Source organism: Alteromonas sp. RKMC-009, assembly GCF_003584565.2.
Lineage (GTDB): Bacteria > Pseudomonadota > Gammaproteobacteria > Enterobacterales > Alteromonadaceae > Alteromonas.
This window is the reverse complement of sequence record NZ_CP031010.1, coordinates 4,737,495-4,758,905: the sequence shown is the minus strand read 5'-3', so window position 1 is coordinate 4,758,905 and position 21,411 is coordinate 4,737,495. Positions and strand designations below refer to the sequence as shown.

Annotated in this window: 22 protein-coding genes; 12 read left to right on the top strand and 10 right to left on the bottom strand. The window is 50.8% G+C overall.

From position 1 onward, the window contains the following. Window positions 1-89: 89 nt before the first annotated feature. The 7 genes from DS731_RS20680 to prmA form a co-directional block, all read right to left on the bottom strand. Window positions 90-482, bottom strand: a complete 393-nt coding sequence (locus tag DS731_RS20680; RefSeq protein WP_119503086.1) for a phosphate-starvation-inducible PsiE family protein — start codon at window positions 480-482, stop codon at window positions 90-92. Between the two features lie 194 nt (window positions 483-676). Continuing rightward, the gene (gene purD / locus DS731_RS20675; RefSeq protein WP_119503085.1) at window positions 677-1,972 is read right to left on the bottom strand and encodes a phosphoribosylamine--glycine ligase; all 1,296 of its coding nucleotides are present in this window, start codon (window positions 1,970-1,972) and stop codon (window positions 677-679) included. A gap of 19 nt (window positions 1,973-1,991) precedes the next feature. Beyond that, complete coding sequence (locus tag DS731_RS20670) at window positions 1,992-2,804, bottom strand: class I SAM-dependent methyltransferase (RefSeq protein WP_181013680.1); 813 nt, start codon at window positions 2,802-2,804, stop codon at window positions 1,992-1,994. Between the two features lie 148 nt (window positions 2,805-2,952). Then, a complete protein-coding gene (purH, locus tag DS731_RS20665) occupies window positions 2,953-4,551 on the bottom strand; it encodes a bifunctional phosphoribosylaminoimidazolecarboxamide formyltransferase/IMP cyclohydrolase (protein WP_119503083.1) in 1,599 nt (532 codons plus the stop codon). Between the two features lie 89 nt (window positions 4,552-4,640). Further along, complete coding sequence (gene fis / locus DS731_RS20660) at window positions 4,641-4,934, bottom strand: DNA-binding transcriptional regulator Fis (protein WP_018982332.1); 294 nt, start codon at window positions 4,932-4,934, stop codon at window positions 4,641-4,643. A 31-nt stretch (window positions 4,935-4,965) separates the two neighbouring features. Continuing rightward, window positions 4,966-5,964: a tRNA dihydrouridine synthase DusB gene (gene dusB / locus DS731_RS20655; RefSeq protein ID WP_119503082.1), complete on the bottom strand. Its 999-nt coding sequence runs from the start codon at window positions 5,962-5,964 to the stop codon at window positions 4,966-4,968. Between the two features lie 224 nt (window positions 5,965-6,188). Beyond that, window positions 6,189-7,070: a 50S ribosomal protein L11 methyltransferase gene (gene prmA, locus DS731_RS20650; RefSeq protein ID WP_119503081.1), complete on the bottom strand. Its 882-nt coding sequence runs from the start codon at window positions 7,068-7,070 to the stop codon at window positions 6,189-6,191. 183 nt (window positions 7,071-7,253) lie between these two features. Here prmA and DS731_RS20645 point away from each other — a divergent pair, with 183 nt between their 5' ends. The 11 genes from DS731_RS20645 to DS731_RS20595 all read left to right on the top strand — a co-directional run bounded on the left by DS731_RS20645 (window position 7,254) and on the right by DS731_RS20595 (window position 17,718). Next, the gene (locus DS731_RS20645; RefSeq protein WP_119503080.1) at window positions 7,254-8,048 is read left to right on the top strand and encodes a substrate-binding periplasmic protein; all 795 of its coding nucleotides are present in this window, start codon (window positions 7,254-7,256) and stop codon (window positions 8,046-8,048) included. Window positions 8,049-8,242: 194 nt separating this feature from the next. Further along, window positions 8,243-10,462, top strand: coding sequence for a FepA family TonB-dependent siderophore receptor (locus DS731_RS20640; protein WP_119503079.1), 2,220 nt, complete (start codon window positions 8,243-8,245; stop codon window positions 10,460-10,462). A gap of 60 nt (window positions 10,463-10,522) precedes the next feature. Further along, window positions 10,523-11,335, top strand: coding sequence for a DUF3450 family protein (locus DS731_RS20635; protein WP_161599195.1), 813 nt, complete (start codon window positions 10,523-10,525; stop codon window positions 11,333-11,335). A gap of 1 nt (window position 11,336) precedes the next feature. Further along, entirely contained in the window at window positions 11,337-12,665 is a 1,329-nt protein-coding gene (locus tag DS731_RS20630) for a MotA/TolQ/ExbB proton channel family protein (protein ID WP_161599194.1), read from the top strand. After that, the gene (locus DS731_RS20625; protein WP_119503076.1) at window positions 12,665-13,048 is read left to right on the top strand and encodes a MotA/TolQ/ExbB proton channel family protein; all 384 of its coding nucleotides are present in this window, start codon (window positions 12,665-12,667) and stop codon (window positions 13,046-13,048) included. The genes DS731_RS20630 and DS731_RS20625 overlap by 1 nt, the downstream gene beginning before the upstream one ends. Next, window positions 13,041-13,448, top strand: a complete 408-nt coding sequence (locus DS731_RS20620) for an ExbD/TolR family protein (RefSeq protein WP_119503075.1) — start codon at window positions 13,041-13,043, stop codon at window positions 13,446-13,448. Before DS731_RS20625 ends, DS731_RS20620 begins: the two co-directional genes overlap by 8 nt. Window positions 13,449-13,457: 9 nt before the next feature. Next, window positions 13,458-14,081 carry an energy transducer TonB gene (locus DS731_RS20615; RefSeq protein ID WP_119503074.1) on the top strand — a complete coding sequence of 208 codons (624 nt, stop codon included), beginning with the start codon at window positions 13,458-13,460 and terminating at the stop codon, window positions 14,079-14,081. Continuing rightward, entirely contained in the window at window positions 14,081-15,451 is a 1,371-nt protein-coding gene (locus tag DS731_RS20610; protein WP_119503073.1) for a tetratricopeptide repeat protein, read from the top strand. The genes DS731_RS20615 and DS731_RS20610 overlap by 1 nt, the downstream gene beginning before the upstream one ends. Beyond that, window positions 15,451-15,747, top strand: a complete 297-nt coding sequence (locus DS731_RS20605) for a hypothetical protein (protein WP_119503072.1) — start codon at window positions 15,451-15,453, stop codon at window positions 15,745-15,747. Before DS731_RS20610 ends, DS731_RS20605 begins: the two co-directional genes overlap by 1 nt. Before the next feature lie 13 nt (window positions 15,748-15,760). Continuing rightward, on the top strand, window positions 15,761-17,383 hold the full coding sequence (locus DS731_RS20600; protein WP_232373436.1) for a PepSY-associated TM helix domain-containing protein: 1,623 nt from the start codon (window positions 15,761-15,763) through the stop codon (window positions 17,381-17,383). Continuing rightward, window positions 17,380-17,718 (top strand): DUF3325 domain-containing protein, encoded by a 339-nt coding sequence (locus tag DS731_RS20595; protein ID WP_119503071.1) that lies wholly within the window; start codon window positions 17,380-17,382, stop codon window positions 17,716-17,718. The genes DS731_RS20600 and DS731_RS20595 overlap by 4 nt, the downstream gene beginning before the upstream one ends. A 21-nt stretch (window positions 17,719-17,739) precedes the next feature. Here the strand turns inward: DS731_RS20595 and DS731_RS20590 are convergent, their stop codons facing one another. The 3 genes from DS731_RS20590 to DS731_RS20580 form a co-directional block, all read right to left on the bottom strand. Then, window positions 17,740-18,033, bottom strand: a complete 294-nt coding sequence (locus DS731_RS20590) for a high-potential iron-sulfur protein (RefSeq protein WP_119503070.1) — start codon at window positions 18,031-18,033, stop codon at window positions 17,740-17,742. Between the two features lie 183 nt (window positions 18,034-18,216). Beyond that, the gene (locus DS731_RS20585; RefSeq protein WP_119503548.1) at window positions 18,217-18,873 is read right to left on the bottom strand and encodes a flavin reductase family protein; all 657 of its coding nucleotides are present in this window, start codon (window positions 18,871-18,873) and stop codon (window positions 18,217-18,219) included. Between the two features lies 1 nt (window position 18,874). Beyond that, a complete protein-coding gene (locus DS731_RS20580; RefSeq protein WP_119503069.1) occupies window positions 18,875-19,066 on the bottom strand; it encodes a CPXCG motif-containing cysteine-rich protein in 192 nt (63 codons plus the stop codon). A 150-nt stretch (window positions 19,067-19,216) separates the two neighbouring features. Here DS731_RS20580 and DS731_RS20575 point away from each other — a divergent pair, with 150 nt between their 5' ends. Further along, entirely contained in the window at window positions 19,217-21,340 is a 2,124-nt protein-coding gene (locus tag DS731_RS20575) for an exonuclease domain-containing protein (RefSeq protein WP_332311120.1), read from the top strand. Window positions 21,341-21,411 lie beyond the last annotated feature (71 nt).

Below are 21,411 nucleotides of genomic sequence, written 5' to 3'. Positions count from 1 at the left end.
GGAACTATGTTGCAGAATAAGTCCGCAACGGGTTCGAAATTCACCTGATTTATAGTGCCCGGCCATTGCCGGGCGTGCTTTGTACGCCGTTAACCGGGAGGATTCAGATGCCGGTTTTTCAGTTTCTCCAAACTGATTTTATCTTTCAGACTCATGATCACTGCGGCAATACTGAGCAACAAGATACTGCTGGACTCATAAAGAAGCACAATTTTATCCAGCTCTTTGCTTTGCAAAATAATCATGCGGCTGAGCGCTGTCATGGCGATGATCAGTGGCAACGTAACCGGAATCCGGCTGCTGTTATAGTACGCGGCCAGCATGCCGATGACTTCGGCGTAGATAAACAATAGCAGCAGATCTGACAGTTCAACCTTACGCTGATGAAACATGTGCATGATTTCATCGCCCACTGCAACCAGCGTCGCCAGCATAATGAGGATCAGCAACAGTTTTTCAATTTGCTCGATAAATTTCGCCATATCTGACTATCTTGAAGCGTTTTTGTACAGACCTGTAAGACTAATTGGAAAGTGCCGGCGGGCACACCGTGCTTTAGTCGTATATAACGGGGAAATTTCCGGGACTGTCGGGTTACGACCAGAGAATAAGGTCTTTCTTTGGAGGAACGGGAAGAAAAGATAAAAAGAAAGGGCGCCGCAGCGCCCTTACCGGATTATGCCTGACCGCTTGCTTCACGGGCGATAGCGCGGTATGCGATATCTGTTCTGAAATACACATCTTTCCAACTGATGGTATTCAGTAATTCATAGGCTTTCTGTTGTGCTTCGGTAACATTGTTGCCCAGTGCAGTGGCACACAGTACACGACCGCCAGCAGTCACTACCTTACCGTCTTTCATGGCCGTGCCGGCATGGAAAACCTTGCCTTCGTGAGCAGCAGCTTTATCCAGCCCTTCAATGACATCACCTTTGTCGTAACTGCCAGGGTAACCCCCTGCAGCCAGTACAACACCAACCGCGGCGCGCTCATCAAAATCAATGGTTTTGCCGGCCAGTTCGCCTTTACAGGCCAGTTGGCACATTGCCACCAAATCAGACTGCAAACGCATCATGATAGGCTGGGTTTCAGGATCGCCGAAACGGCAGTTGTATTCGATAACCTTTGGCGTACCGTCTGCCATGATCATCAGGCCTGCATACAGGAAGCCTGTGTAAGGATTCCCTTCACTTGCCATACCTTCAACGGTAGGCATGATGACTTCCTTCATTACGCGGTTATGGATTTCCTGCGTCACAACCGGAGCCGGTGAGTATGCACCCATACCGCCGGTGTTCAGACCAGAGTCGCCGTTACCTGCACGTTTGTGATCCTGGCTGGTGGCGAAAGGCACAACATTTTTACCGTCTACCATCACGATGAAAGAGGCTTCTTCACCATCAAGAAACTCTTCGATTACCACGCGGCTGCCGGCGTCACCAAATGCGTTACCTGCAAGCATGTCACGGATGGCATCTTCAGCTTCCTGTAACGTCATCGCAACGATTACACCTTTACCGGCGGCCAGACCGTCAGCCTTCACGACAATCGGTGCGCCTTTTTCACGCACATAGGCGATAGCAGGATCGATTTCAGTGAAGTTCTGGTATTCCGCTGTAGGAATGGCATGGCGGGCTAAGAAATCTTTAGTAAACGCTTTGGAACCTTCCAGTTGTGCCGCAGCTTGTGTCGGTCCGAAAATCATCTGACCGGCAGCCTGAAACGCGTCAACAACACCTTCAACCAGCGGCGCTTCAGGGCCGACAATGGTTAAGTCAATCGCGGTGTCTTTGGCTAACGCCAGCAAACCTTCGATGTCTGTTACACCAATGTTCACGTTTTTCAGCTTAGGTTCAGTGGCTGTGCCTGCATTACCCGGCGCAACATAAACAGTGGAGACAGAGTCAGATTGTGCGGCTTTCCACGCTAATGCGTGTTCACGGCCACCGCTGCCAATAACTAGTACGTTCATCAAAGCGTTCCGTTATCTCTTATTCAGGTTTAATAAATTTAAGTGTCATCCGGTTGCTTTCACCAATAGACAGATACTTTGCCTGATCTTCTTCGCCTAAGCGCAGTGAAGGTGGCAAGGTCCACACGCCTTTAGCGTGATCGGCATTGTCTGCAGGATTAGCATTTACGTCACTTTCCGCAACCAGTTTGAAACCGGCAGCTTCAGCAGCATCGATGACAAAAGACTTTTTCATATAACCGCTGCTTTTCATTGCTTCGTCAGCAGCGGATTCCGGTAATTCATGATCAACTACGCCCAGGATGCCGCCGGGCTTCAGGGCTTTGTAGAACGACTTAAACGAGCTGGTCACGCCTTCTTTATCGCCGCCCATGTACCAGTTATGGACATTACGGAAGGTCAGCACTGCGTCTGCACTGCCGTCAGGGGCAATGTCAGGGCTCTTTGAAGGATGGAAAGCCGTAATCGTGGCACCCTCATAAGGGCCGCCCGCTTTGGCTTTTTCTTTGAAGCCGTTGAGCGAACCTGCGTAATAACCCGGTGCACCGTCGAACATAAAGAAGTGCGCCGCAATATAATTGCCGTCGTCTTTTAATAAAGGTACAAGAATATCGGCATACCAGCCACCGCCGGGCCAGATCTCAACAACGGTCATGTCCGGTTCAATACCGAAAAAGCGCAGAGTTTGTTGAGGATGACGGTATTCGTCACGGGCTTTGGCATCCGCTGAGCGGTTATCGTTTTTTACCGCATCGGTAATAGCGTCTGCGCTGGCCAGTGTTGATGTGAGTGAAGCAGATACAGCAAGCAAAGAAGCGGCAATTACACGCATCGTGGTCTTCATAATTGATCCTTAATTGTTTTAACGGTGCATAGCTTGGGTAATACTCATACTGCAAAACCTAGGTTAACGCAGGACAGTAAAAACGCAAAAGGGTTGTGGCGAAAGCCACAACCTTTACCGTAAACAACTTTTTCAATTAATGGCGGAAGTGACGCATGCCGGTGAACACCATAGCAATGCCATGTTCATCAGCTGCTGCGATAACTTCATCGTCACGCATTGAACCGCCCGGCTGGATTACCGCCTTGATACCGGCAGCCGCGGCTGCATCAATACCGTCGCGGAACGGGAAGAATGCATCAGATGCCATTACTGAACCTGCCACTTCCAGGTTCTCATCGGCCGCTTTAATACCGGCGATTTTCGCAGAATACACACGGCTCATCTGGCCTGCACCCACACCGATGGTCATGCTGTCTTTAGCATAAACGATAGCGTTAGATTTCACGTATTTTGCTACTTTCCAGCAGAACATCAGATCGCGTAATTGCTCTTCTGAAGGTTGTACCTTAGAAACGACTTTCAGATCTTCCATATCCACCATGCCAAAATCACGTTCCTGAATTAACAGGCCGCCGTTAACACGTTTGAAGTCGAAACCGTCGGTAAGCTGACCCTGCCAGTCACCACACGCCAGCAGACGTACGTTTTTCTTTTCAGCAACGATGGCTTTCGCTTCTTCGCTGACGGTAGGGGCAATGATGACTTCAACAAACTGACGGTCAACAATGGCTTTCGCCGTGTCGCCATCCAGTTCACGGTTAAACGCGATGATACCGCCGAAAGCAGACGTCGGGTCAGTTTTGAAAGCGCGGTCATAGGCTTCAAGGATGTTGTCACCCAGTGCCACACCACAAGGGTTTGCGTGCTTAACAATGACACAAGCCGGTACGTCGAATTCTTTCACGCATTCCAGCGCGGCGTCGGTATCTGCAATGTTATTGAAAGACAGTTCTTTACCCTGAAGCTGCTCAGCAGTAGCAACAGACGCTTCCTGAATGTTGTTCTCAACATAGAAAGCCGCAGACTGGTGGCTGTTCTCACCGTAACGCAGATCCTGCTTTTTGCTCATCTGCACGTTGAACGTACGGGGGAATTCACTGTGCTCGTGCTCACAGTCGTCTGCGCACTCAACAGAATCAATGCGGGCGCCGAAGTAGTTGGCAATCATGCCGTCATATTCTGCGGTATGTTCGAAAGCTTTAATGGCCAGGTCGAAACGTGTCTGGTACGTCAGTGAACCTGCATTTTCTTCCATTTCAGCAAGCACGCGGCTGTAATCCGCTGCTTTAACCACAATTGTCACATCTTTGTGGTTTTTCGCTGCAGCGCGAACCATCGTAGGGCCACCGATATCGATGTTCTCAATCGCGTCTTCCAACGTGCAATCGTCTTTTGCGACAGTGGCAGCGAACGGGTAAAGGTTCACTACAACCAGATCGATTGGCGCGATATTGTTCTCAGCCATTACACCTTCGTCCTGACCGCGACGACCCAGAATGCCGCCGTGGATTTTCGGGTGCAGAGTTTTCACACGACCGTCCATGATTTCAGGGTGGCCAGTGTGTTCTGAAACCTCTTTAACCGGCAAACCGGCTTCCGCCAGTAATTTTGCCGTACCGCCGGTAGATAGCAGTTCAACGCCTTTGTTGTGTAATGACGTGGCAAATTCAACGATGCCGGTTTTGTCAGAAACACTTAACAGGGCGCGCTTGATAGGTTTAGGTGTTTGCATAGTGGTGTTGAGCTCTTTGCGTAAGTTAACGAGTGGAACAAAAAAGAGCACCGTTTGGTGCTCTTAAAGTCGGGCTAAGCCCTTTAATCTTAGTTCATGCCGTACTGCTTCAGCTTTTTGCGCAGTGTGCCACGGTTGATGCCCATCATGATGGCGGCGCGTGTCTGGTTGCCGCGGGTGTAAGTCATTACTTCTTCCAGTAACGGCGCTTCAACTTCAGCCAGAACAAGTTCGTACAGATTATCGATGTTAGCGTTGTCCAGTTGCTTCAGGTATTTGTTTACCGCTTGCTTTACTGAGTCACGCAGAGGCTTCTGTGCCTGAGTTTGTGAAGGAGTAGTTACTGTTGTAGTAAAAGGTGAAGTCACATTTTGATCGAACATAATACTTTCTTGCTCTATTAGTTAGTCATTACTATGCCGCAGGAGAGATCTGTCGCTTATCTCTCGTTTGCAGCGATTGAAAATACGCATCAAGGGCGTTGAGTTGAGCGTCAGCTTCCTCAAGACCATTGAATGTCCGGCGAAACTGATTTTCCGTGTCGTGCTCCGCGAGATACCACCCTACGTGCTTCCGGGCTATTCTCACACCCATAATGCCGCCGTAGAAGTCGTGTACATTTACAACGTGCTCATGTAATACCGCTTGCTGTTCTGACAACGAAGGAGGCGGCAAGTTTTCACCTGTTTGCAGGTAATGTTGGATTTGTTTAAAAATCCACGGATTACCTTGCGCACCGCGCCCAATCATTACGCCGTCAGCACCGGTATACTCAAGTACGAAACGTGCTTTTTCCGGAGAAGTAATATCGCCATTTGCGATTACAGGAATAGACACCGCCTGTTTAATGGCACGAATGGTGTCGTATTCTGCATTTCCCCGGTACATACAAGCCCGCGTTCTGCCGTGAACTGCCAGCGATTGTATGCCGTTCTGCTCCGCAATCCGGGCAATGTCTGCCCCGTTGCGGTTATCTGTGTCCCACCCTGTACGGATTTTCAGAGTGACTGGTACGTCAACAGCGTCTACCACTGCCCGGACAATGCTTTCTACAAGCTCCGGGTACTGCAAGAGCGCTGAACCAGCTAATTTCTTATTCACCTTTTTGGCCGGACAACCCATGTTGATATCGATGATTTGCGCACCGTTCTCAACGTTAAATTGTGCCGCCTGCGCCATCAGGTCAGGATCTGCGCCGGCAATCTGTACCGAGCGGATCCCGTCTTCACCGGTATGATCCATACGATGCATGGATTTTGCGGTTTTCCAGACCTTGGGGTTGCTGGACAACATTTCAGATACAACTAACCCTGCCCCCATTCTCCTGCACATCTGCCGGAAGGGCCTGTCTGTCACGCCAGCCATAGGCGCGAGCATCAAATTGTTCTGGAGTGTGTGAGGTCCGATTCGCATACTTTACAGCCAACTGTTGCGCAGAATTTATACACCAGGCCAAAACGGGGCGCTAAGTTTACGTGTTTTCGCAAGCCTTGAAAAGGCTAAAAATCACACAAAATTTCAAGCCGGGCTATTGACAGTGCTGGCGAGTTTTGCGTGTGAAATAGCCCGTTAGCCTTTCGTTGAAAAAGGCCACGGCCGGTGTATTTGACAGATTTCTGACAGTTTTATGAATAGATTCAGTGGGTTCTTATGCCGCTGACTCTTGCCCAGTCGCCTTCTACAGCACTGGGTTCCAGGGAAAAACTGACCTGGTAAGCCGCTTCAATTTTTTCCACCTGCTCTTCCAGAATGCCTGATAAAACGAGCTTTCCACCGGTTTTGCAGTAGGCAGTGATAACGGATTGCAGTTCAATGAGGGGCCCGCTGAGAATATTGGCCATGACCACATCGGCTTCCAGTTGGGGTTGATCTTCAGGCAGATACACACTTAAGCGGTCTTCCACACCGTTGCGGCGGGCATTTTCCATGGATGCCTGCAGGGCCTGAGGGTCGATATCAATACCGATCACTTCTTTTGCTCCCAGTTTCAGTGCCGCCAGCGCCAGAATACCTGAACCACAACCGAAATCGACCACGGTTTTGCCTTCCAGGTCGAGGCTGTCGAGCCAACGCAGACAGAGTGCTGTGGTAGGGTGCGTGCCGGTACCGAAAGCCAGACCCGGGTCGAGCATAACGTTTACCGCATCAGGGTCCGGCACATCGCGCCAGCTGGGACAAATCCACAAACGCTTACCGAACTGCATGGGGTGAAAGTTATCCATCCACTCCCGTTCCCAGTCTTTATCTTCTAACTGATCAAGTTTATGTTTAAAGCCTTTTCCCAGCACCTTCGATTGTTCAAGTCTCTGAATCACCGCTTTCATGTCGTCGGCTGCACTGAATAACCCGACTACCTGCGTATCCGGCCACAGCATGGTCTCGCCGGGCTTGGGTTCGTACATAGGCGTGTCTTTGGCATCAACAAATGTAACAGCCTGCGCGCCATTGGCACTCAACATATTGCCAATTTGCTCTGCGTGTTCAGAGTCAGAATCGATTCGTAACTGGATCCAGGACATGGGTACTCTTTCAAGGGAAAACGTTAATCAGCAGATATTTTATCAGTTACTGCCTGCAAAACGCACCCCGCAGCACCATTTAAGCCGAATTTTGAATACCCCGATAAGAAGTATCCTTATGTCTGATTTCGTTTCTCACTGGCAGGTGCTACTTTTATAAGAGGTATTGAGACAGGAAAACCAATGAGACTGTTGGCCAAACTGGTAATGTTAGCTTTTCTGGCCGCTCCGGCATCCGGCGCTGTGGTGCGCAGTGTGGATGTGGTTTCCGGCTGGGACAAGCCACCCTATGTGATCGCACAGGGTGATACCGGTTTTGAGATCGAGCTGGTTAAATCTGTTCTTCAAAATGCCGGTTACGAACCCAACATGATGTATGTGCCCATGGGCCGCTCAGTCAGACTCGTCAAAGAGCGTGATGTGGATGTGGCCCTTTCAGTGAGCCGCCGGAACGACATTCCCGAAGCCTGGTTCAGTGACGTGTATGTTGTATACCAGAATGTTGTGGTGACACTGAAGAACCGTAATTTGTCTATTGAGCGGGTGGAAGATCTTAAAAACCACACCGTTGTGGCATTTCAGACTGCGTCAGAAGCTCTCGGTCCCCAATTTTCGCAAGCAGTAGCAAAGCACAAGGGCTATCTTGAAATGGCCGACCAACACCGTCAGGTCAGTATGCTGCTGCTTGGCAGTGTGGATGCTATTGTACTGGACCGGAATATTTTCGAAGCGATACGCAGTAAACATCCTAAGGGACAGGATGTGGAAGTGACTGTGCACGAACTCTTTGATGTCAGCCCTTATCATGCCGTCATTCCAAATAAGCAGCTCCGGGACAAATTCAATCTTGAGTTAGCGAAATTCCGTGAAAGCGGTGACTATCAGGCCCTGGCCAACGAGTTCTCGCTGATCAATTTACTCGACAGCTATATCCAATACCCCTTCCTGACACATCTCGAACACACATCCGACTATTAAAATCGATTAAAAAATATCTTTAATTATTTTAATAACAAATGATAATGATTCTCATTGGTATATATGTTTTAATACGCATTGAACGGAAGTATAGTTAAAAGATTAGAAGAGCGTTTTCACCCGCCGGTATTCCCGTGTTCTCGTAAGTTATTTTTCATCCACATAAAAACACTCTGAGTTTCAAGGAAAAAGTAATGCCTAAATTAGGTAAGATAGTACTGCTCACGTCATTATTTCCCGGCTTATCAGCCGCTGTTTTCGCGCAAGAAAATGAAGAATTAGAAACCCTCGACACCACTGTTGTTCAAGCCGCTTCAGAAGAGCTTAAGCAAGCCCAGGGTGTGTCGGTTATTACAGCGGAAGATTTCAAACGTCGTCCGGTTACCAATGACATCTCCGAACTGGTGAAAACCATGCCGGGTATTAATCTGACCGGCAACACAAGTACAGGCCAATACGGCAACAACCGCCAGATCGACATTCGCGGCATGGGCCCGGAAAATACCCTGATTCTTATCGACGGTAAGCCTGTATTGTCCCGCAACAGTGTAAAAATGGGCCGTTCAGGTGAACGGAACACCCGTGGCGACAGTAACTGGGTGCCGCCTGAAGCTATTGAAAGTATCGAAGTTATTCGTGGTCCGGCAGCGGCCCGTTACGGTTCAGGCGCATCCGGTGGTGTCATTAACATCATTACCAAAAAACCGGATGTAGCCGCAGGCAGCATTACAGTACAAACCGAAATTCCTGAAAATTCGCTGGAAGGTGGTAACAAACGCGCAGATGTCGTGGTCAGCGGCCCGTTATCTGAGCGCTTCTCTCACCGTACCGTGCTGAACTACAATAAACAGGAAGGTGATTCTCCGGATATTAACCGCGATGCCACCGTTGAGGACAGCAACGTAGCCGCCGGCTCAGAAGGTGTTGAGAACATTGATTTCCGTACGCTGGTGCGCTTTGACCAGGACGAAACCAATACCTGGGAAGTAGAAGCGGCATACAGCCGTCAGGGTAATGAATACGCCGGTGAAAACGCATTCCAGGGCGTAGATAACGCGCAAAGTCAGTTATACATTGGTCAGGAAACCAATGTTGTAAGACGTAAAACACTTTCCGGTACCCATCGCGGTACGTTCGATTTTGGCGACTCTTTCTCTTACATCCAGTTTGAAGAAACAGATAACACACGTTTGAGCGAAGGGCTTGCAGGTGGTACGGAAGGCCGTTTCAACACCGAGACCGGTGAAACCGTGACCATCATGCTGCGCAATCTGACTGCCAAATCTGAGTGGAACATTCCGCTGGATCTGTTCGGAAAAGCCCAGACTATGACAGTGGGTGCCGAATTCCGTGGTGAGCGTCAGGATGATGCGTCGTCTAATCAGGCCGGTATTAATGTGGCTGACGGCGTGGTTATTGATGGTACTGACATTGACGCAGCCGACCGCGACCCTCACATGAGCTCAGAATTGTTCGGCCTGTACGTCGAGGACAACATCGTTCTTACTGATGACATTATGCTGACGCCGGGCGTACGTTTAGATCACCACAGTGAAGCTGGCAACAACGTATCTCCCAGCCTGAACATGAGCTGGCAGTCAACGTCTGAAATTTCATTCCAGGCCGGTATCAGCCGTGCGTTTAAAGCCCCTAACCTGTATCAGCTGAACCCTAACTATGTCTATACCACCCGTGGTAACGGTTGTCCGGTGGATTACCCCAGCCAGGGAAGCGGTTGTTCAATTCTGGGTAACCCGGATCTGGAACATGAAACGTCGGTGAACAAAGAAATCGGTATTAACTACGCCGGTAATGATAACGGCATCAATGCCGGTTTAACGTATTTCCACAACGATTATAAGAACAAAATCGTGACCGGAAATACCGCACCGATTTACGTACTGGACGGTGGTAATGCTGACACTTACGTGCAAATTTTCCAGTGGTACAACACACCGGAAGCCGTTATTGAAGGTCTGGAAGGTAACCTGCTTGTGCCGTTTACTGACGACATCGAATGGTCTGTGAATGCCACAGTGATGATTGAATCGGAAGACAAAGAAACCGGTCAGCCGTTGTCAATCGTGCCTGATTACACAATCAATACGCAGGTAGCATGGACTGTTACAGAAAACTGGGAACTGGTTGCCAGCGCCCAGCATTACGGCGAAACAGAAAGCCCGACAACCAGCACGACCAGCGGTGCAGATATTGAAAATCCTGAACCGCGTGACCCTTACACCATCGTTAACCTGAACAGTGTGTATACCTACAAAAACATCGATTTTACCATTTCAGTGAAGAACCTGTTTGATAAAACGATTTTACGTGAAGGTACCCAAACCAACGCAGGGGCGAATACCTATAATGAGCCGGGCCGTAACTGGCTGCTGTCGGCAACTTACCACTTTTGATGATACCAGCCGGTAACACAGTCTTTGTGTTACCGGTTTTTTGTAATGAAGGGAACGGGAATGAAGACAATGCAAATGGGGCGTCTGAGAATACCGGCTACATGCAGTGCCGGTATTTTGCTTACTGCATCACTATTGACCGGTAACGCCATGGCTGCCGTGACAGATGATATGGACGGACTGACCCGCCAGTGGCTGCAAATTGAGGCGCAGGAGCGCAAGCTGGTCATGGACTGGCAGGAACAGGAACCGGTGGTCCGTCAGCGGATAGACCTGCTGAAAGCCGAGAAATCGCAGTTGCAGAAAATTCTTGCGACCAGTAATGATTCACAGGATGACGTGGATGCCCGCCGGAATGCTCTGCTGGCCGAACAAAACACCCTTGAAAGTCAGCAGGCTGATGTAACAGGTGCACTATCTTCTCTGGTTACCCGCATCAATAGTTTATACGAAAGCTTGCCACCGCCTCTGAAGTTTAACTGGGACAAGGAAGATGCCGCGCTGGCCGGTGATGGTGGCGACAATCCTTCGCAAATTTTGCAGGTCGCACTGGCTAAATTATCCCGGCTGGAACAATTCGACAGCAAGCTCACGGTAAACGAAGACGTGCTCACGGCGCCTGACGGTAAAGAAGTGGTGGTGAAACAGTTATATCTGGGGTCACAGCTGGCCTGGTTTGCAAACAACGACGGAAGTGTGGCCGGTTCCGGCTACCCGGAGAACGGACAATGGACATGGCACTTCGACGACAGTGTTGATGGTGAAGCCATCAGCCGCGCACTGGCGGTTTTCGAGCGCCGTCAGCAACCCGAATTTATTGCGCTGCCTTTACCTTTTACTGCGCAAAATCCGGTAAATGGCGGAGGTCGTTAAGATGAAAAGAATTTTACTCCTTACTATGCTGGCGTGGGCCTCTGCAGGTGCCGGTGCACAGCAGCAGGACATGCTGAACAAAATTGAAAGCGCAAAGCGCAGTCTGAGCAGCGCTGAATCACGCATCGTAAAAGAGCGGGTTTCGTTGTCATCTACCCTCAGTCAGTTAGAAAAAGACGTGATGTCTTTACGGGACAAAACTGCGGTCGCCCGCCGTCTCGCAGATGAAAAAACACTGAGTCTGAGCAAGCTGGAAGAACGCTTATCTGAATGGAAAGAGCAGCAAACCTATCAACAGAACCTGCTCAACCGTTTCCTGCAACAGCAGGGCTTACCGTTTAATGAAGTAAACGCCATGGACACCGCTGCTAAAATGGCTGCTGTGTCTGACGCTACAGTGAAAACCGCCTCTCTGCCCGGCTGGCAGTCCCGTACGCTGGTACTGGAAAACGGTGAACTGGCCAGCGTACCGTCACTGTCGGTAGGACCGGTTACCTGGTTTAAACACAATGATGCGGTAGGACTGGCTGAAACCGTATCCGGCAGACTGCAAACCAAAGGGATGTTGCCCTCAGGGCTGGCGGCAACTATGCAGGAGCAGGCGGGCACCGTTGTCCTGGACCCGACCCTTGGCCGTGCACTTACCCGTGAGTCTGCAAACGAAGGTGTGATTGAGCACGTGGTGAAAGGCGGTATCTGGGTAGTCCCTATTTTACTGTTCGCGCTAATTGCTACTGTTATCGGTCTGCTTAAAGTGGTGCAACTGCTTCGTCTGCCTAAAGTGATTCCGGTGCGGTCCCAGGCGATGCTGGATAAGATTCTGCAGTCGGGTGGCGCGGCCCGTGCCCAATTTAAAGGCATGCAGGAAGACTTACTTAAAATTGCTGAGCAGGCGGTAACGTTCCGTGACCGTGATGATCAGCTGTTTGTACAACTGCAACAAGACCGGCAGACCCTCGATAAGTGGATCAATGCTGTGGCTGTTACTGCCGCTGTGGCTCCTCTGCTGGGACTGCTGGGAACGGTAAGCGGCATGATCGAAACCTTCCGCATGATGACATCATTCGGCTCAAGCGACCCTGAAGTGATTTCCGGCGGTATCGCCAAAGCACTGGTGACGACGGAGCTGGGTTTGATCGTCGCTATTCCTGCACTGATCCTTAATGCTCTCCTTAGCCGCAAAGCGCGTCAGTACTACACGGAACTGGAGAACTTTGCACTTATTTTAAGTGGCGACGAGGGCAACAGTCATCAGGAAGAGCTTGATGCGCAGGCGCGGGATACTGACACTGAATTGTTAGGATCCGGACATCCATCCGGAGCAAGCTGATGATTGAATTATTCACCGGCAACCCCTTGTGCTGGGTCATGGTACTGACCGGCTGGTTTGCCTTTCAGCAAATCTGGATGCTGTACCTGAACCGGTTCGATAAGGACGTTCGCAGTAAAGACAGCGACCCGTTGATGACGCCATCCGTGCTGGTAGGGGCGTTGCCGCTGATGGGGCTGCTTGGCACCATCATGGGATTGCAGGGCAGTTTCACCGGCATGATGACCGACGGGGCTGACAGTCAAATCGTGTCTGCAGGTATTGCCGATGCGTTATTTACAACTCAGCTGGGGCTGGTGATGGCTATCCCGGGCTGGTTATGTTTGTCATATGTGAAAGGACATCTGCACGATACGCAGGAAGGTGAGGTGAAACATGGCTAGTCGATTACAACGCCGGCTGGAAGCACAACCCATTCAGTCTATTGATATGTCACCACTGCTGGACGTGGTGTTTATTCTGTTGATTTTCTTCATCGTTTCCACGGTGTTCGTTAAAGAAACCGGGGTCGAAGTAGATAAGCCTCAGGCCATCTCGGCACAAAAGCTTGATCAGATGTCCATTCTTATTGCCATCACTGCAAATGGTGAGGTGATGTACGACAGTACCAACATCGGTGTTGCCGGGGTACGGGGAACGGTAGAGCAACTGATGGTGCAGGAAGTGCGTCCGGTGGTACTGCAGGTAGATAAAACCGTGTCGACAGATCTGCTGGTGGAGGTGATTGACGCCGCCAAAATGGCCGGCGCTGTTGACGTCAACATTGCCACCGCAAAATTGTGAGGATGCAGAATGAAAAAGCAACTTTCAGCATTTTTACTCAGCGGCGGTGTCATGGTGGTGTCGCTGGGAATACTGACTCTGGGCTATTACCTCAACAGTGAAGACGGCCCTGAGCTTGAAGTCAGACAGCTTGATATCGCCATTGCACAGCCGCCCCCGCCGCCGCCCCCGCAAAGTCAGCAGGTGACTGAGCAGGCAGATGTGAATATGCAGGTGGAAGGTGCCGGTGCGCCGGTATCAATGGCCGATATTCAGGTGGATCCGGAAATTGAAATTGATAAACCGGAGCGGCCGGACGTGGCAATGGCGCAACCTGACTGGGCTGCACCGGAAATAGACTGGGAGGCTTACGCTCTCAGTGAACTGGACGGCAAGCCTACCTTGCTGACTCCGGTAAAAATCCGGTTCCCGAAAAAACTGAAACATCGCGGTATTGAACGGGTTGTGGTGAAACTGGATGTAATGATTGATGAGAAGGGTGACGTCACCCTGATTGATATCGTCGACAACCCGCATCACGAACTTAATAAGGAAATTCAGCGCTTTGTGAAAGGCAGTAAATTCACTGCTCCGCACAAAGCCGATCACGCTGTCAGAGCAAGATTTATCTGGCCTGTGGAGATTGAAGCATAATGAAAAAATTCACGTTTAGACGATTAGGATGCTGTGCGTTACTACTCGCTTTCACAGCGGGCGTGCAGGCAGAGGTTAAAGTATCGCTGGAAGAGCCGGTCTGGGAATTCAGTTACCGCGCCGGTAAAAGCGATGCCCACAGGAACAGAGTAAACCGTGACGAAGGTGAGTTCTTTCATAACGTACAGCCTTTGCTGCAAAAGCAGGATTTCAAAGGTGTAGAGCAAGCCTGGAACACCTACCGTCAGGAACACGAAAAAGTCAGTGCCATGCTGCATGAAATGATGGGCCAGGTGTTTTTAAGCTTAAAGAAAAACAGTGAAGCGAAAAAACACTTCGAACTGGCGTTAAAGGAAGATCCTTCATCGTCAACTTCGCACCGTGGCCTGAGCATGATTTATATGCTTGATGAAGCTTACGAAAAGGCCCGTGAACATGTGGTGGCTTCGCTGGCACTCGGGGTGTCTGACAGTCAGGTGTATGGCCAGCTCGGATACCTTAATCTGCAACTGGAGAAACCCCGCAGTGCTACCGCAGCCTATCAGAATGCCATGATGCTGGAACCCGGCAATGCCCAGTGGGCGCAGGGTCTGCTGTTTGCGCTGATTGCCAGTGACGCACTTCCACAGGCGTCTTCACTGGTGGGTGAAATGCTCAGTGAAAAACCTGACAGTGCAAGGTTATGGCTGCAACGCAGTCAGATTGCGATGAAAAGCCAGGATGATCTCACTGCTATCAGCAGTCTGGAAACGGCGCTGTCTCTGGGGGAAAAGCGTGCGGAAAATCTCACGACTCTGGCAAAACTTCATGTGAAGTCCGGCAGTCCGCATCGTGCGGTTGCGCTGCTTAACGATAACGTCAGTACGTTGCTGGCCGGCAACAGTGATGGCGCAGAGACCATGTTAAGTATTGCCAACTGGCTGGCGGCCAGTCAGGACTGGCAAAACCTGGGTGCTCTGGTCAGTACACTGGATAAAAACGCTAAACGCCTTGATAGCAGTAACACAGCAATGCTGAACGTTATGAAGGCGAACCTCGCCATTGCGAAGGATCAGAACAGTAAAGCACAGGACTACCTGCTGACTGCTATTAAAGCCGCGCCGGCGAACGGTGATGCGCTGATGACGCTGGCAGCACTTCTGCGTAAAGAGAAGAAAGACGAACGTGCAAAAATGTATTACCTGCGTGCCGAAGCACTCCCCGAATATAAAGAACGGGCCATGCTGGGACGGGCACAGGTCGCCATTAATCAGAACGCTTACGCTGATGCGCTGACGTTGCTTCGTCAGGTGTACAAATCGAATCCGGGGCGCAGTGATTTACTGAGCAACATTCAGTCTCTGGAAAATATTGTGAAGAACGCATCATAATGACAACACAACATCTCCCTTTCTATTCAGCACCTGCCTTTACGGTAACTGTCAGAGTCATTCTGGCGGTGGCGGGTGGCTATGCGGCGGCCACAGCAGTCAGTTTGTTGCTGGCGGCCGGGTCAGATGTATCCGGCCGCCAGGAAATTGCTTTTATCCGTATGGTGTTTTTCCTTGCCTGGACGGTTTATATCATCTGGATATTCGCCATCAATAACCATGTAAAAGCCTTCATCACCGCGCTGGCAATTAACGCCGTGGCGTGGGGGCTGGTGTGGTCCGGTGTAGCGTCATGAAGGGGAGACGGCAATGAAAGGTTCACTCAGACAGTCGATGACCTGGCTGCACACATGGAGCAGCATCACCGCGGGCTGGCTCCTGTTCGCGATATTTTTCACCGGTACGCTGGCATTTTTCAGAAGTGAAATTACTCACTGGATGCAGCCTGAATTGCACGTGTCTGTGCCGGCTGAGAACAGCGCTGAAGTGGCGTACCGCTATCTGCAGGGTAAGGCCCCGGGGGCTCAGGAATGGCAAATTTCTTTACCGGGACCCAGAGAAGAAACGGTCGGTGCAAGCTGGCGCAATGGCGGGGAAGATCGCCAGCAAATGCGTTCGCAGCGTGCCGTTCTGAATGCGTCTACCGGTGAGGAGCTGACCCCGAGAGAAACCGCCGGTGGCAATTTTCTGTACCGCTTCCACTTTGAACTATACGGCGTACCGCGTGCTGCAGGTGAGACCTTTGTCGGCATTGTCAGCATGATGATGCTGATTGGTATTGTCAGCGGCGTGATCATGCACCGTAAAATCTTTGCAGATTTTTTCATGTTCAGGCCAAAGAAGAAGCTGCTTTCCTGGATAGACGGGCACGTTCTGGCATCCGTACTGGCGCTGCCATTTCATCTGATGATCACATTCTCCGGCTTGTTACTGTTAGGAGGCACTTTGCTTCCGTGGAACGGCAGTGGTGGTGGTCATGGTGGTCCTCCGGGTGGCGGAGGTCCGCAGGGACAGGGCGGGCCGCAACGGGGCGCACCGCAAGCGCGGGCAATACAACATAAGCCGGCAGCGCCAGTTGTGGACAATAGCGCCCTGCTGGCACAGGTTATGGCCAGTGCTTCTGCTGAATGGGGCGTACCTGCTGACCGCATCACCATTAAAAATCCGGGCACAGATAAAGCGACATTTTCTGTATCCGGTCCCAACCGTGTTGAGTTATCCGCCGGTCGTGGCGGGAACAGCGGGCTGGTTTTTAACTCTGAAGGTGAAATTCTGAAAGTAGAAGAGGCGTCTTCTGCACCGAATACCAGCCAGGCAATTTATAACTATATGGACATGCTGCATCAGGCCCGTTTTGCCGACAGTGTTACCCGCTGGCTGCTCTTTTTTGCCGGTATCCTGGGCACGTTAATGGTGGGGACCGGTTCTGTCCTTTGGGTAGAGAAGCGCGCCAAGAAGCAAATGGGACGCAGAGGCTTCGAACTGGTGAGAGGCACAAACATTGGTGCTATCGCCGGGCTGATGGTGGCTACCGGTGCTTATTTCTGGGCGAACCGCCTGTTGCCTGCAGAATTGGCGACACGCAGTGATTGGGAAATACGCAGCTTTTTCATTGTATGGGGGCTTTGTGTGGTAGCCGGACTGTTCAGACGCGACCGGAAAGGCTGGCTCTGGCAAACGCTGGCAGCAGCAGTGCTCTTCACCTTTATTCCGTTGCTGGATGTCGCTACATCACCTGTTCTGATGCCTGATACGTTGAGGATCATATTCGATGCAGCCTGTCTTATCCTGGCCGCTCTGGCCTGGTATGCGGTGAGTAAACTCAAAGCTGAACCTAAATCTAAACGCGCGCCGTCAGGCCGCAAAGACAGCCCTGCCCGCCGGAGACGGCCTGCACCGGAAGCGGGCAGCACCGGGGAGCAGACAGCATGATGACATTTTTGTGTTTACTGTTGTGCATTGCCGGTTTCCTGCACTTTTCTATGGCGAACCCGAAACATTTCCGTGCGGTCACCGGTGATGAGATTGAAAACGTACCCGGGGGCAGACTGATATTTCAGACTCTGGCAGTGTGTTTTCTGACTGTTGCAACGTTTCCGGCGATCGCCGGCTGGCAAACTGAAATCGGACTGGTGGTGTGGTGCGGATTGCTGCATGTGGCAGCGGTACTGGTGTCTTTGTTGTTTACTTATCAGCAGGATGCGCTGGGGTTTGTATGGCGCTGGTGTGTGCCGGGAGGCTGGCTTCAGCGGGTATTACCCCGCTGATCCAACTGTCCGGGTTCAAATTTAGCCCGGACGTTTTACCCAGGCACTGCACCAGCCGTTGGTGTTAACCAGTTTACCCGGGAAAATGGCGCATGGACGGTGAGCTTGTCCGTCCTCGCCCTGAATGTACATGCAATTGCCGCACTGAGACCCTTCCACCGTTGATTTCGGGGTATATTTCAATGCCTGTGCTGTGGGGTCGTCGGTCTGCAGTTGCTCCTGTGCCTGTGCGCGAAGTGCAGTGCCACCTAACGTCAAACCGATCAGTGTGGTGCCTGACAGTTTTAGGAAATCACGACGGTTCACATTACTCATAATTTGCTCCCATAAAGCTTAAACGAGAATGATTTGTTTTTATTTGGTCTTGTAACGTAAAAAACCTGCCGCGATGACAGGTTTACTATGACAATAGTTATACGACACATTTACGGGACTGCCAAATCGTTCCGTCACATATTTGATGTAGATTAACTTTTCTTCACCGCAGGACCTGTGCATTTATGCGTTTTTACCTGCCAGCGTGACGGGTTTGTCCGGTTTCGCATAGGCATAACGGGCGATGGGTTCCGCACGGTGGTAAGTATCCAGCCCGCTGATACAGGCAAGATTCATTTTCTCCAAATCCAGTTGTCCGTCCTCACCGGTGGCCCCTTCCATCACGTAAATATCAAGCACCCTGCCAATGACCAGTACTGTCTGATTACATTGCAGCGTGGATATTTCTTTTGCCGCCATGGCCATACGCAAAGGACTTTGGGCGACAAATGGCGCGGCGAATCCGTCTTCTTTCAGCGGTGTTAAGCCTGTGGCATCAAACTCACTGGTGTGTTCATCATAGCGGGCGGAAGTCTGATGAGCTTTATCTGTCCAGCCGGCGCTGACTGCATTAATGGTGTACACACCTGTTTCACGAATATTTTCCAGCGTTTGCCGTGGCACAGTATGCGGACGTAACAACATGCCCTGAAGAGGAGGATGTGCCCCCACGTGAAATACAGAGCTGATAATGGCCAGGTTATCCCGTTTACCGTCAGTGGTGCCCACAAGGTTGGCCCCTTTGTAGCCGGACAAACAGTTGATCAGGTTCGTTCGGGTCTGTTTTTCCAGCTCATTGATAGCAGCAGAGGAAAAATGCCGCATGGACGGGTCAGTCATATCAGGCATTCTCCTGCTCAACCTGCACGGTCAGGTTATCGCCGTCGCTGTACACTGTCATTTCAATAGGCTGGCAGCAGACCTGGCAATCCAGTACCTGCATAACATTGATATCGTTCTGTTCATCAATTTCTACTTCATTCGGCTCCATGCAATAGGGGCAGTGAAATAACTTAGGGGTCGTCAGACTCATAACCACTCCGGATAACTGATTAAATGATGTTGTTAACCTTTGATATACGCAGAAAACAGATATCCGGATTGTAAGGAAACTGCATCCGGCGGGTTGATTAAGGTGGCTGTATAAATATACACTTGGTCAGGTGTACAGTGTCCGGTGCAGATGATGCGTAAAACGTTGCCTGAAAAATATTATCTTGATCACTTCCGCGAGTTTTTGTCCTTTTTCGACGGTGCCAGTGGCGCATTGCTGGACGACAGTGCGCGGCGTTTTATTGAGGATTTCAATGCACTGCCGGAACCGCAGCAATGCATCATCGCCCGTGCAGCAAACCGCAAATACGCCATCATCAACCGTGAGCATTTCTACTACGAAGAAATACCGCATCCGCAGCAGCAAATAGATGCGCTTTCCGCCTCCGGCTGGTTCGGGTGTGTAACAGAAGCGCCGCTGCAGGAACTGGCCGGTATGCTGACCAAGGCCGACATTCTGCAATATCTGCATGATCTCGGGATCAGCGGTCAGCCTGCTTCAGCAAAAAAGAGTGTGCTGATGGCAGACTTATTCGATGGCATAAAACGTCACGGCTGGCCGGCGTCATTGTCGGTGGAGCATTTATTGTTTTGCCGCTTCGATGCCACTATGCGTTATTTACTGTTTCTGTTCTTCGGAAACACTAAAGGGCGGCTGAATCAGTTTTCCATGCGTGATCTCGGCATCATGCGTACGCGGGGCCAGGCTGTGTCTGATCAGGCCCGCTTCGAATTGCCGGAGGATGCCGGCGCTGCTTTTTACTATGCCTCACGCACCGGCGAACTGGATTTTCTTGATGATGAGGCCTGTCTGGCAGCAGCGAAAGCCCCCGTGCCGGAAACCTTCTCCACCATCTCAGCGGTGCTGGCGGAAAAATACCACGCAAAACTGGGGTCAAAGCTACTTTCTGTCGACCGGCAGGCTGCACTGACTTTTCTTGAACAGTCTCCCGGCGACACAGCAAAAGAAAAATGGATTCGGGAAGCTTACAAAGAGGGATTAAAAGACGAGGTAAAGCAAAGTCTGGAAAGCATTATCGATACCCCGCCCTCAGATACATTGCTGGCTTTCGCAGAAGATTTTTATCAGCGTAAATATCATAAGAAGCGCACCAGTATCGTGACTGATATGTTGCGCAACGCGTCCCGTACGCTGCAACTGGACGAGAGTCAGAATCAGTCTGTTGAACGGGGCGTCATTGCCTGGTATCAGCGTCACGGCGCTGAAGCCTGGCGAACTGAGAATCGCTTGTGGCGGAGTCTGTTTGCCCTCACGTTCTGGACATTATTGTTTGAAGAGGATGCGCCGGTAACTGCCTTCGACCGGCGTCCCCAAAGCCTGAAGAATAATGCTTTATACGATTCATTTGCGGTAAAAATTGATGAACTGCTGGCAAGTTTTACTACTGCAGACGCACTGATGAAGCATGTAACGGCCATGGCCGCTGCCCATTATGGAGAATCGAACAGCCTGTTCCTGTGGGGAGCAAAATTGCTGGACCCGGTCAAAGGCTTGCTGACACATGCGCCGGTTACACAGGTAACCGCCATGCTGAAAATGATGGCGCAGGATTTTGCCAGTCTGCGTGACGGGTTCCCCGATATTATGGTGGTGGAAAACGGGGCGCTGCGGTTTGAAGAAATTAAGGCGCCCGGCGATCAGCTTCGCCGCAACCAGCTTGTCAGTATTCAGAAGCTGCAGCAGGCCGGATTTGATGTGCAAATAACGCAGGTAAGCTGGTACCGTGACCCGGAGCAGCCCTACGCTGTTGTCGATATCGAAACCACAGGCGGTAACAGCCAGTATCACCGGATCACCGAAGTCGGCATTGTGAAAATCATCAACGGGGTAGTGGTGGATGAGTGGCAGTCTTTAATCAATCCGCAGCGACACATTCCTTCGTCTATTACCAGACTGACCGGGATCAGTAACGATATGGTTGCCGGTGCGCCGGTATTTGCCGACGTAGCTGAATCCATTGATGCTTTTACCCGTGACTGTGTGTTTGTCGCCCATAACGTCAATTTCGACTATGGATTTATCAAACAGGAATTTGCCCGTCTTGAGCAGCCTTTCCGGCGGCCCAAGTTATGTACTGTCAGAGAGTCCAGAAAAGCCTTTCCCGGACTTGCCTCATATTCACTGGCGGCGCTGACAAAACACTTCGGCATTGATATGGAACAGCATCACCGGGCATTGTCTGATGCAAGGGCGTCAGGCGAACTGCTGGTGATGACGCAGCAACAGGATTAAAAATGCTTAATGCATCGTTGCTGAACCCGCGGGTTTTCTCCTGCGTATTTTATTATGCACTGTTGAAGTGT

Coding starts and splice junctions, on each gene's coding strand:
- DS731_RS20680 (WP_119503086.1), bottom strand. CDS start 482: ATGGCGAAATTTATCGAGCAAATTGAAAAACTGTTGCTGATCCTCATT.
- purD (WP_119503085.1), bottom strand. CDS start 1,972: ATGAACGTACTAGTTATTGGCAGCGGTGGCCGTGAACACGCATTAGCG.
- DS731_RS20670 (WP_181013680.1), bottom strand. CDS start 2,804: ATGCGTGTAATTGCCGCTTCTTTGCTTGCTGTATCTGCTTCACTCACA.
- purH (WP_119503083.1), bottom strand. CDS start 4,551: ATGCAAACACCTAAACCTATCAAGCGCGCCCTGTTAAGTGTTTCTGAC.
- fis (WP_018982332.1), bottom strand. CDS start 4,934: ATGTTCGATCAAAATGTGACTTCACCTTTTACTACAACAGTAACTACT.
- dusB (WP_119503082.1), bottom strand. CDS start 5,964: ATGCGAATCGGACCTCACACACTCCAGAACAATTTGATGCTCGCGCCT.
- prmA (WP_119503081.1), bottom strand. CDS start 7,070: ATGTCCTGGATCCAGTTACGAATCGATTCTGACTCTGAACACGCAGAG.
- DS731_RS20645 (WP_119503080.1), top strand. CDS start 7,254: ATGAGACTGTTGGCCAAACTGGTAATGTTAGCTTTTCTGGCCGCTCCG.
- DS731_RS20640 (WP_119503079.1), top strand. CDS start 8,243: ATGCCTAAATTAGGTAAGATAGTACTGCTCACGTCATTATTTCCCGGC.
- DS731_RS20635 (WP_161599195.1), top strand. CDS start 10,523: ATGAAGACAATGCAAATGGGGCGTCTGAGAATACCGGCTACATGCAGT.
- DS731_RS20630 (WP_161599194.1), top strand. CDS start 11,337: ATGAAAAGAATTTTACTCCTTACTATGCTGGCGTGGGCCTCTGCAGGT.
- DS731_RS20625 (WP_119503076.1), top strand. CDS start 12,665: ATGATTGAATTATTCACCGGCAACCCCTTGTGCTGGGTCATGGTACTG.
- DS731_RS20620 (WP_119503075.1), top strand. CDS start 13,041: ATGGCTAGTCGATTACAACGCCGGCTGGAAGCACAACCCATTCAGTCT.
- DS731_RS20615 (WP_119503074.1), top strand. CDS start 13,458: ATGAAAAAGCAACTTTCAGCATTTTTACTCAGCGGCGGTGTCATGGTG.
- DS731_RS20610 (WP_119503073.1), top strand. CDS start 14,081: ATGAAAAAATTCACGTTTAGACGATTAGGATGCTGTGCGTTACTACTC.
- DS731_RS20605 (WP_119503072.1), top strand. CDS start 15,451: ATGACAACACAACATCTCCCTTTCTATTCAGCACCTGCCTTTACGGTA.
- DS731_RS20600 (WP_232373436.1), top strand. CDS start 15,761: ATGAAAGGTTCACTCAGACAGTCGATGACCTGGCTGCACACATGGAGC.
- DS731_RS20595 (WP_119503071.1), top strand. CDS start 17,380: ATGATGACATTTTTGTGTTTACTGTTGTGCATTGCCGGTTTCCTGCAC.
- DS731_RS20590 (WP_119503070.1), bottom strand. CDS start 18,033: ATGAGTAATGTGAACCGTCGTGATTTCCTAAAACTGTCAGGCACCACA.
- DS731_RS20585 (WP_119503548.1), bottom strand. CDS start 18,873: ATGACTGACCCGTCCATGCGGCATTTTTCCTCTGCTGCTATCAATGAG.
- DS731_RS20580 (WP_119503069.1), bottom strand. CDS start 19,066: ATGAGTCTGACGACCCCTAAGTTATTTCACTGCCCCTATTGCATGGAG.
- DS731_RS20575 (WP_332311120.1), top strand. CDS start 19,217: ATGATGCGTAAAACGTTGCCTGAAAAATATTATCTTGATCACTTCCGC.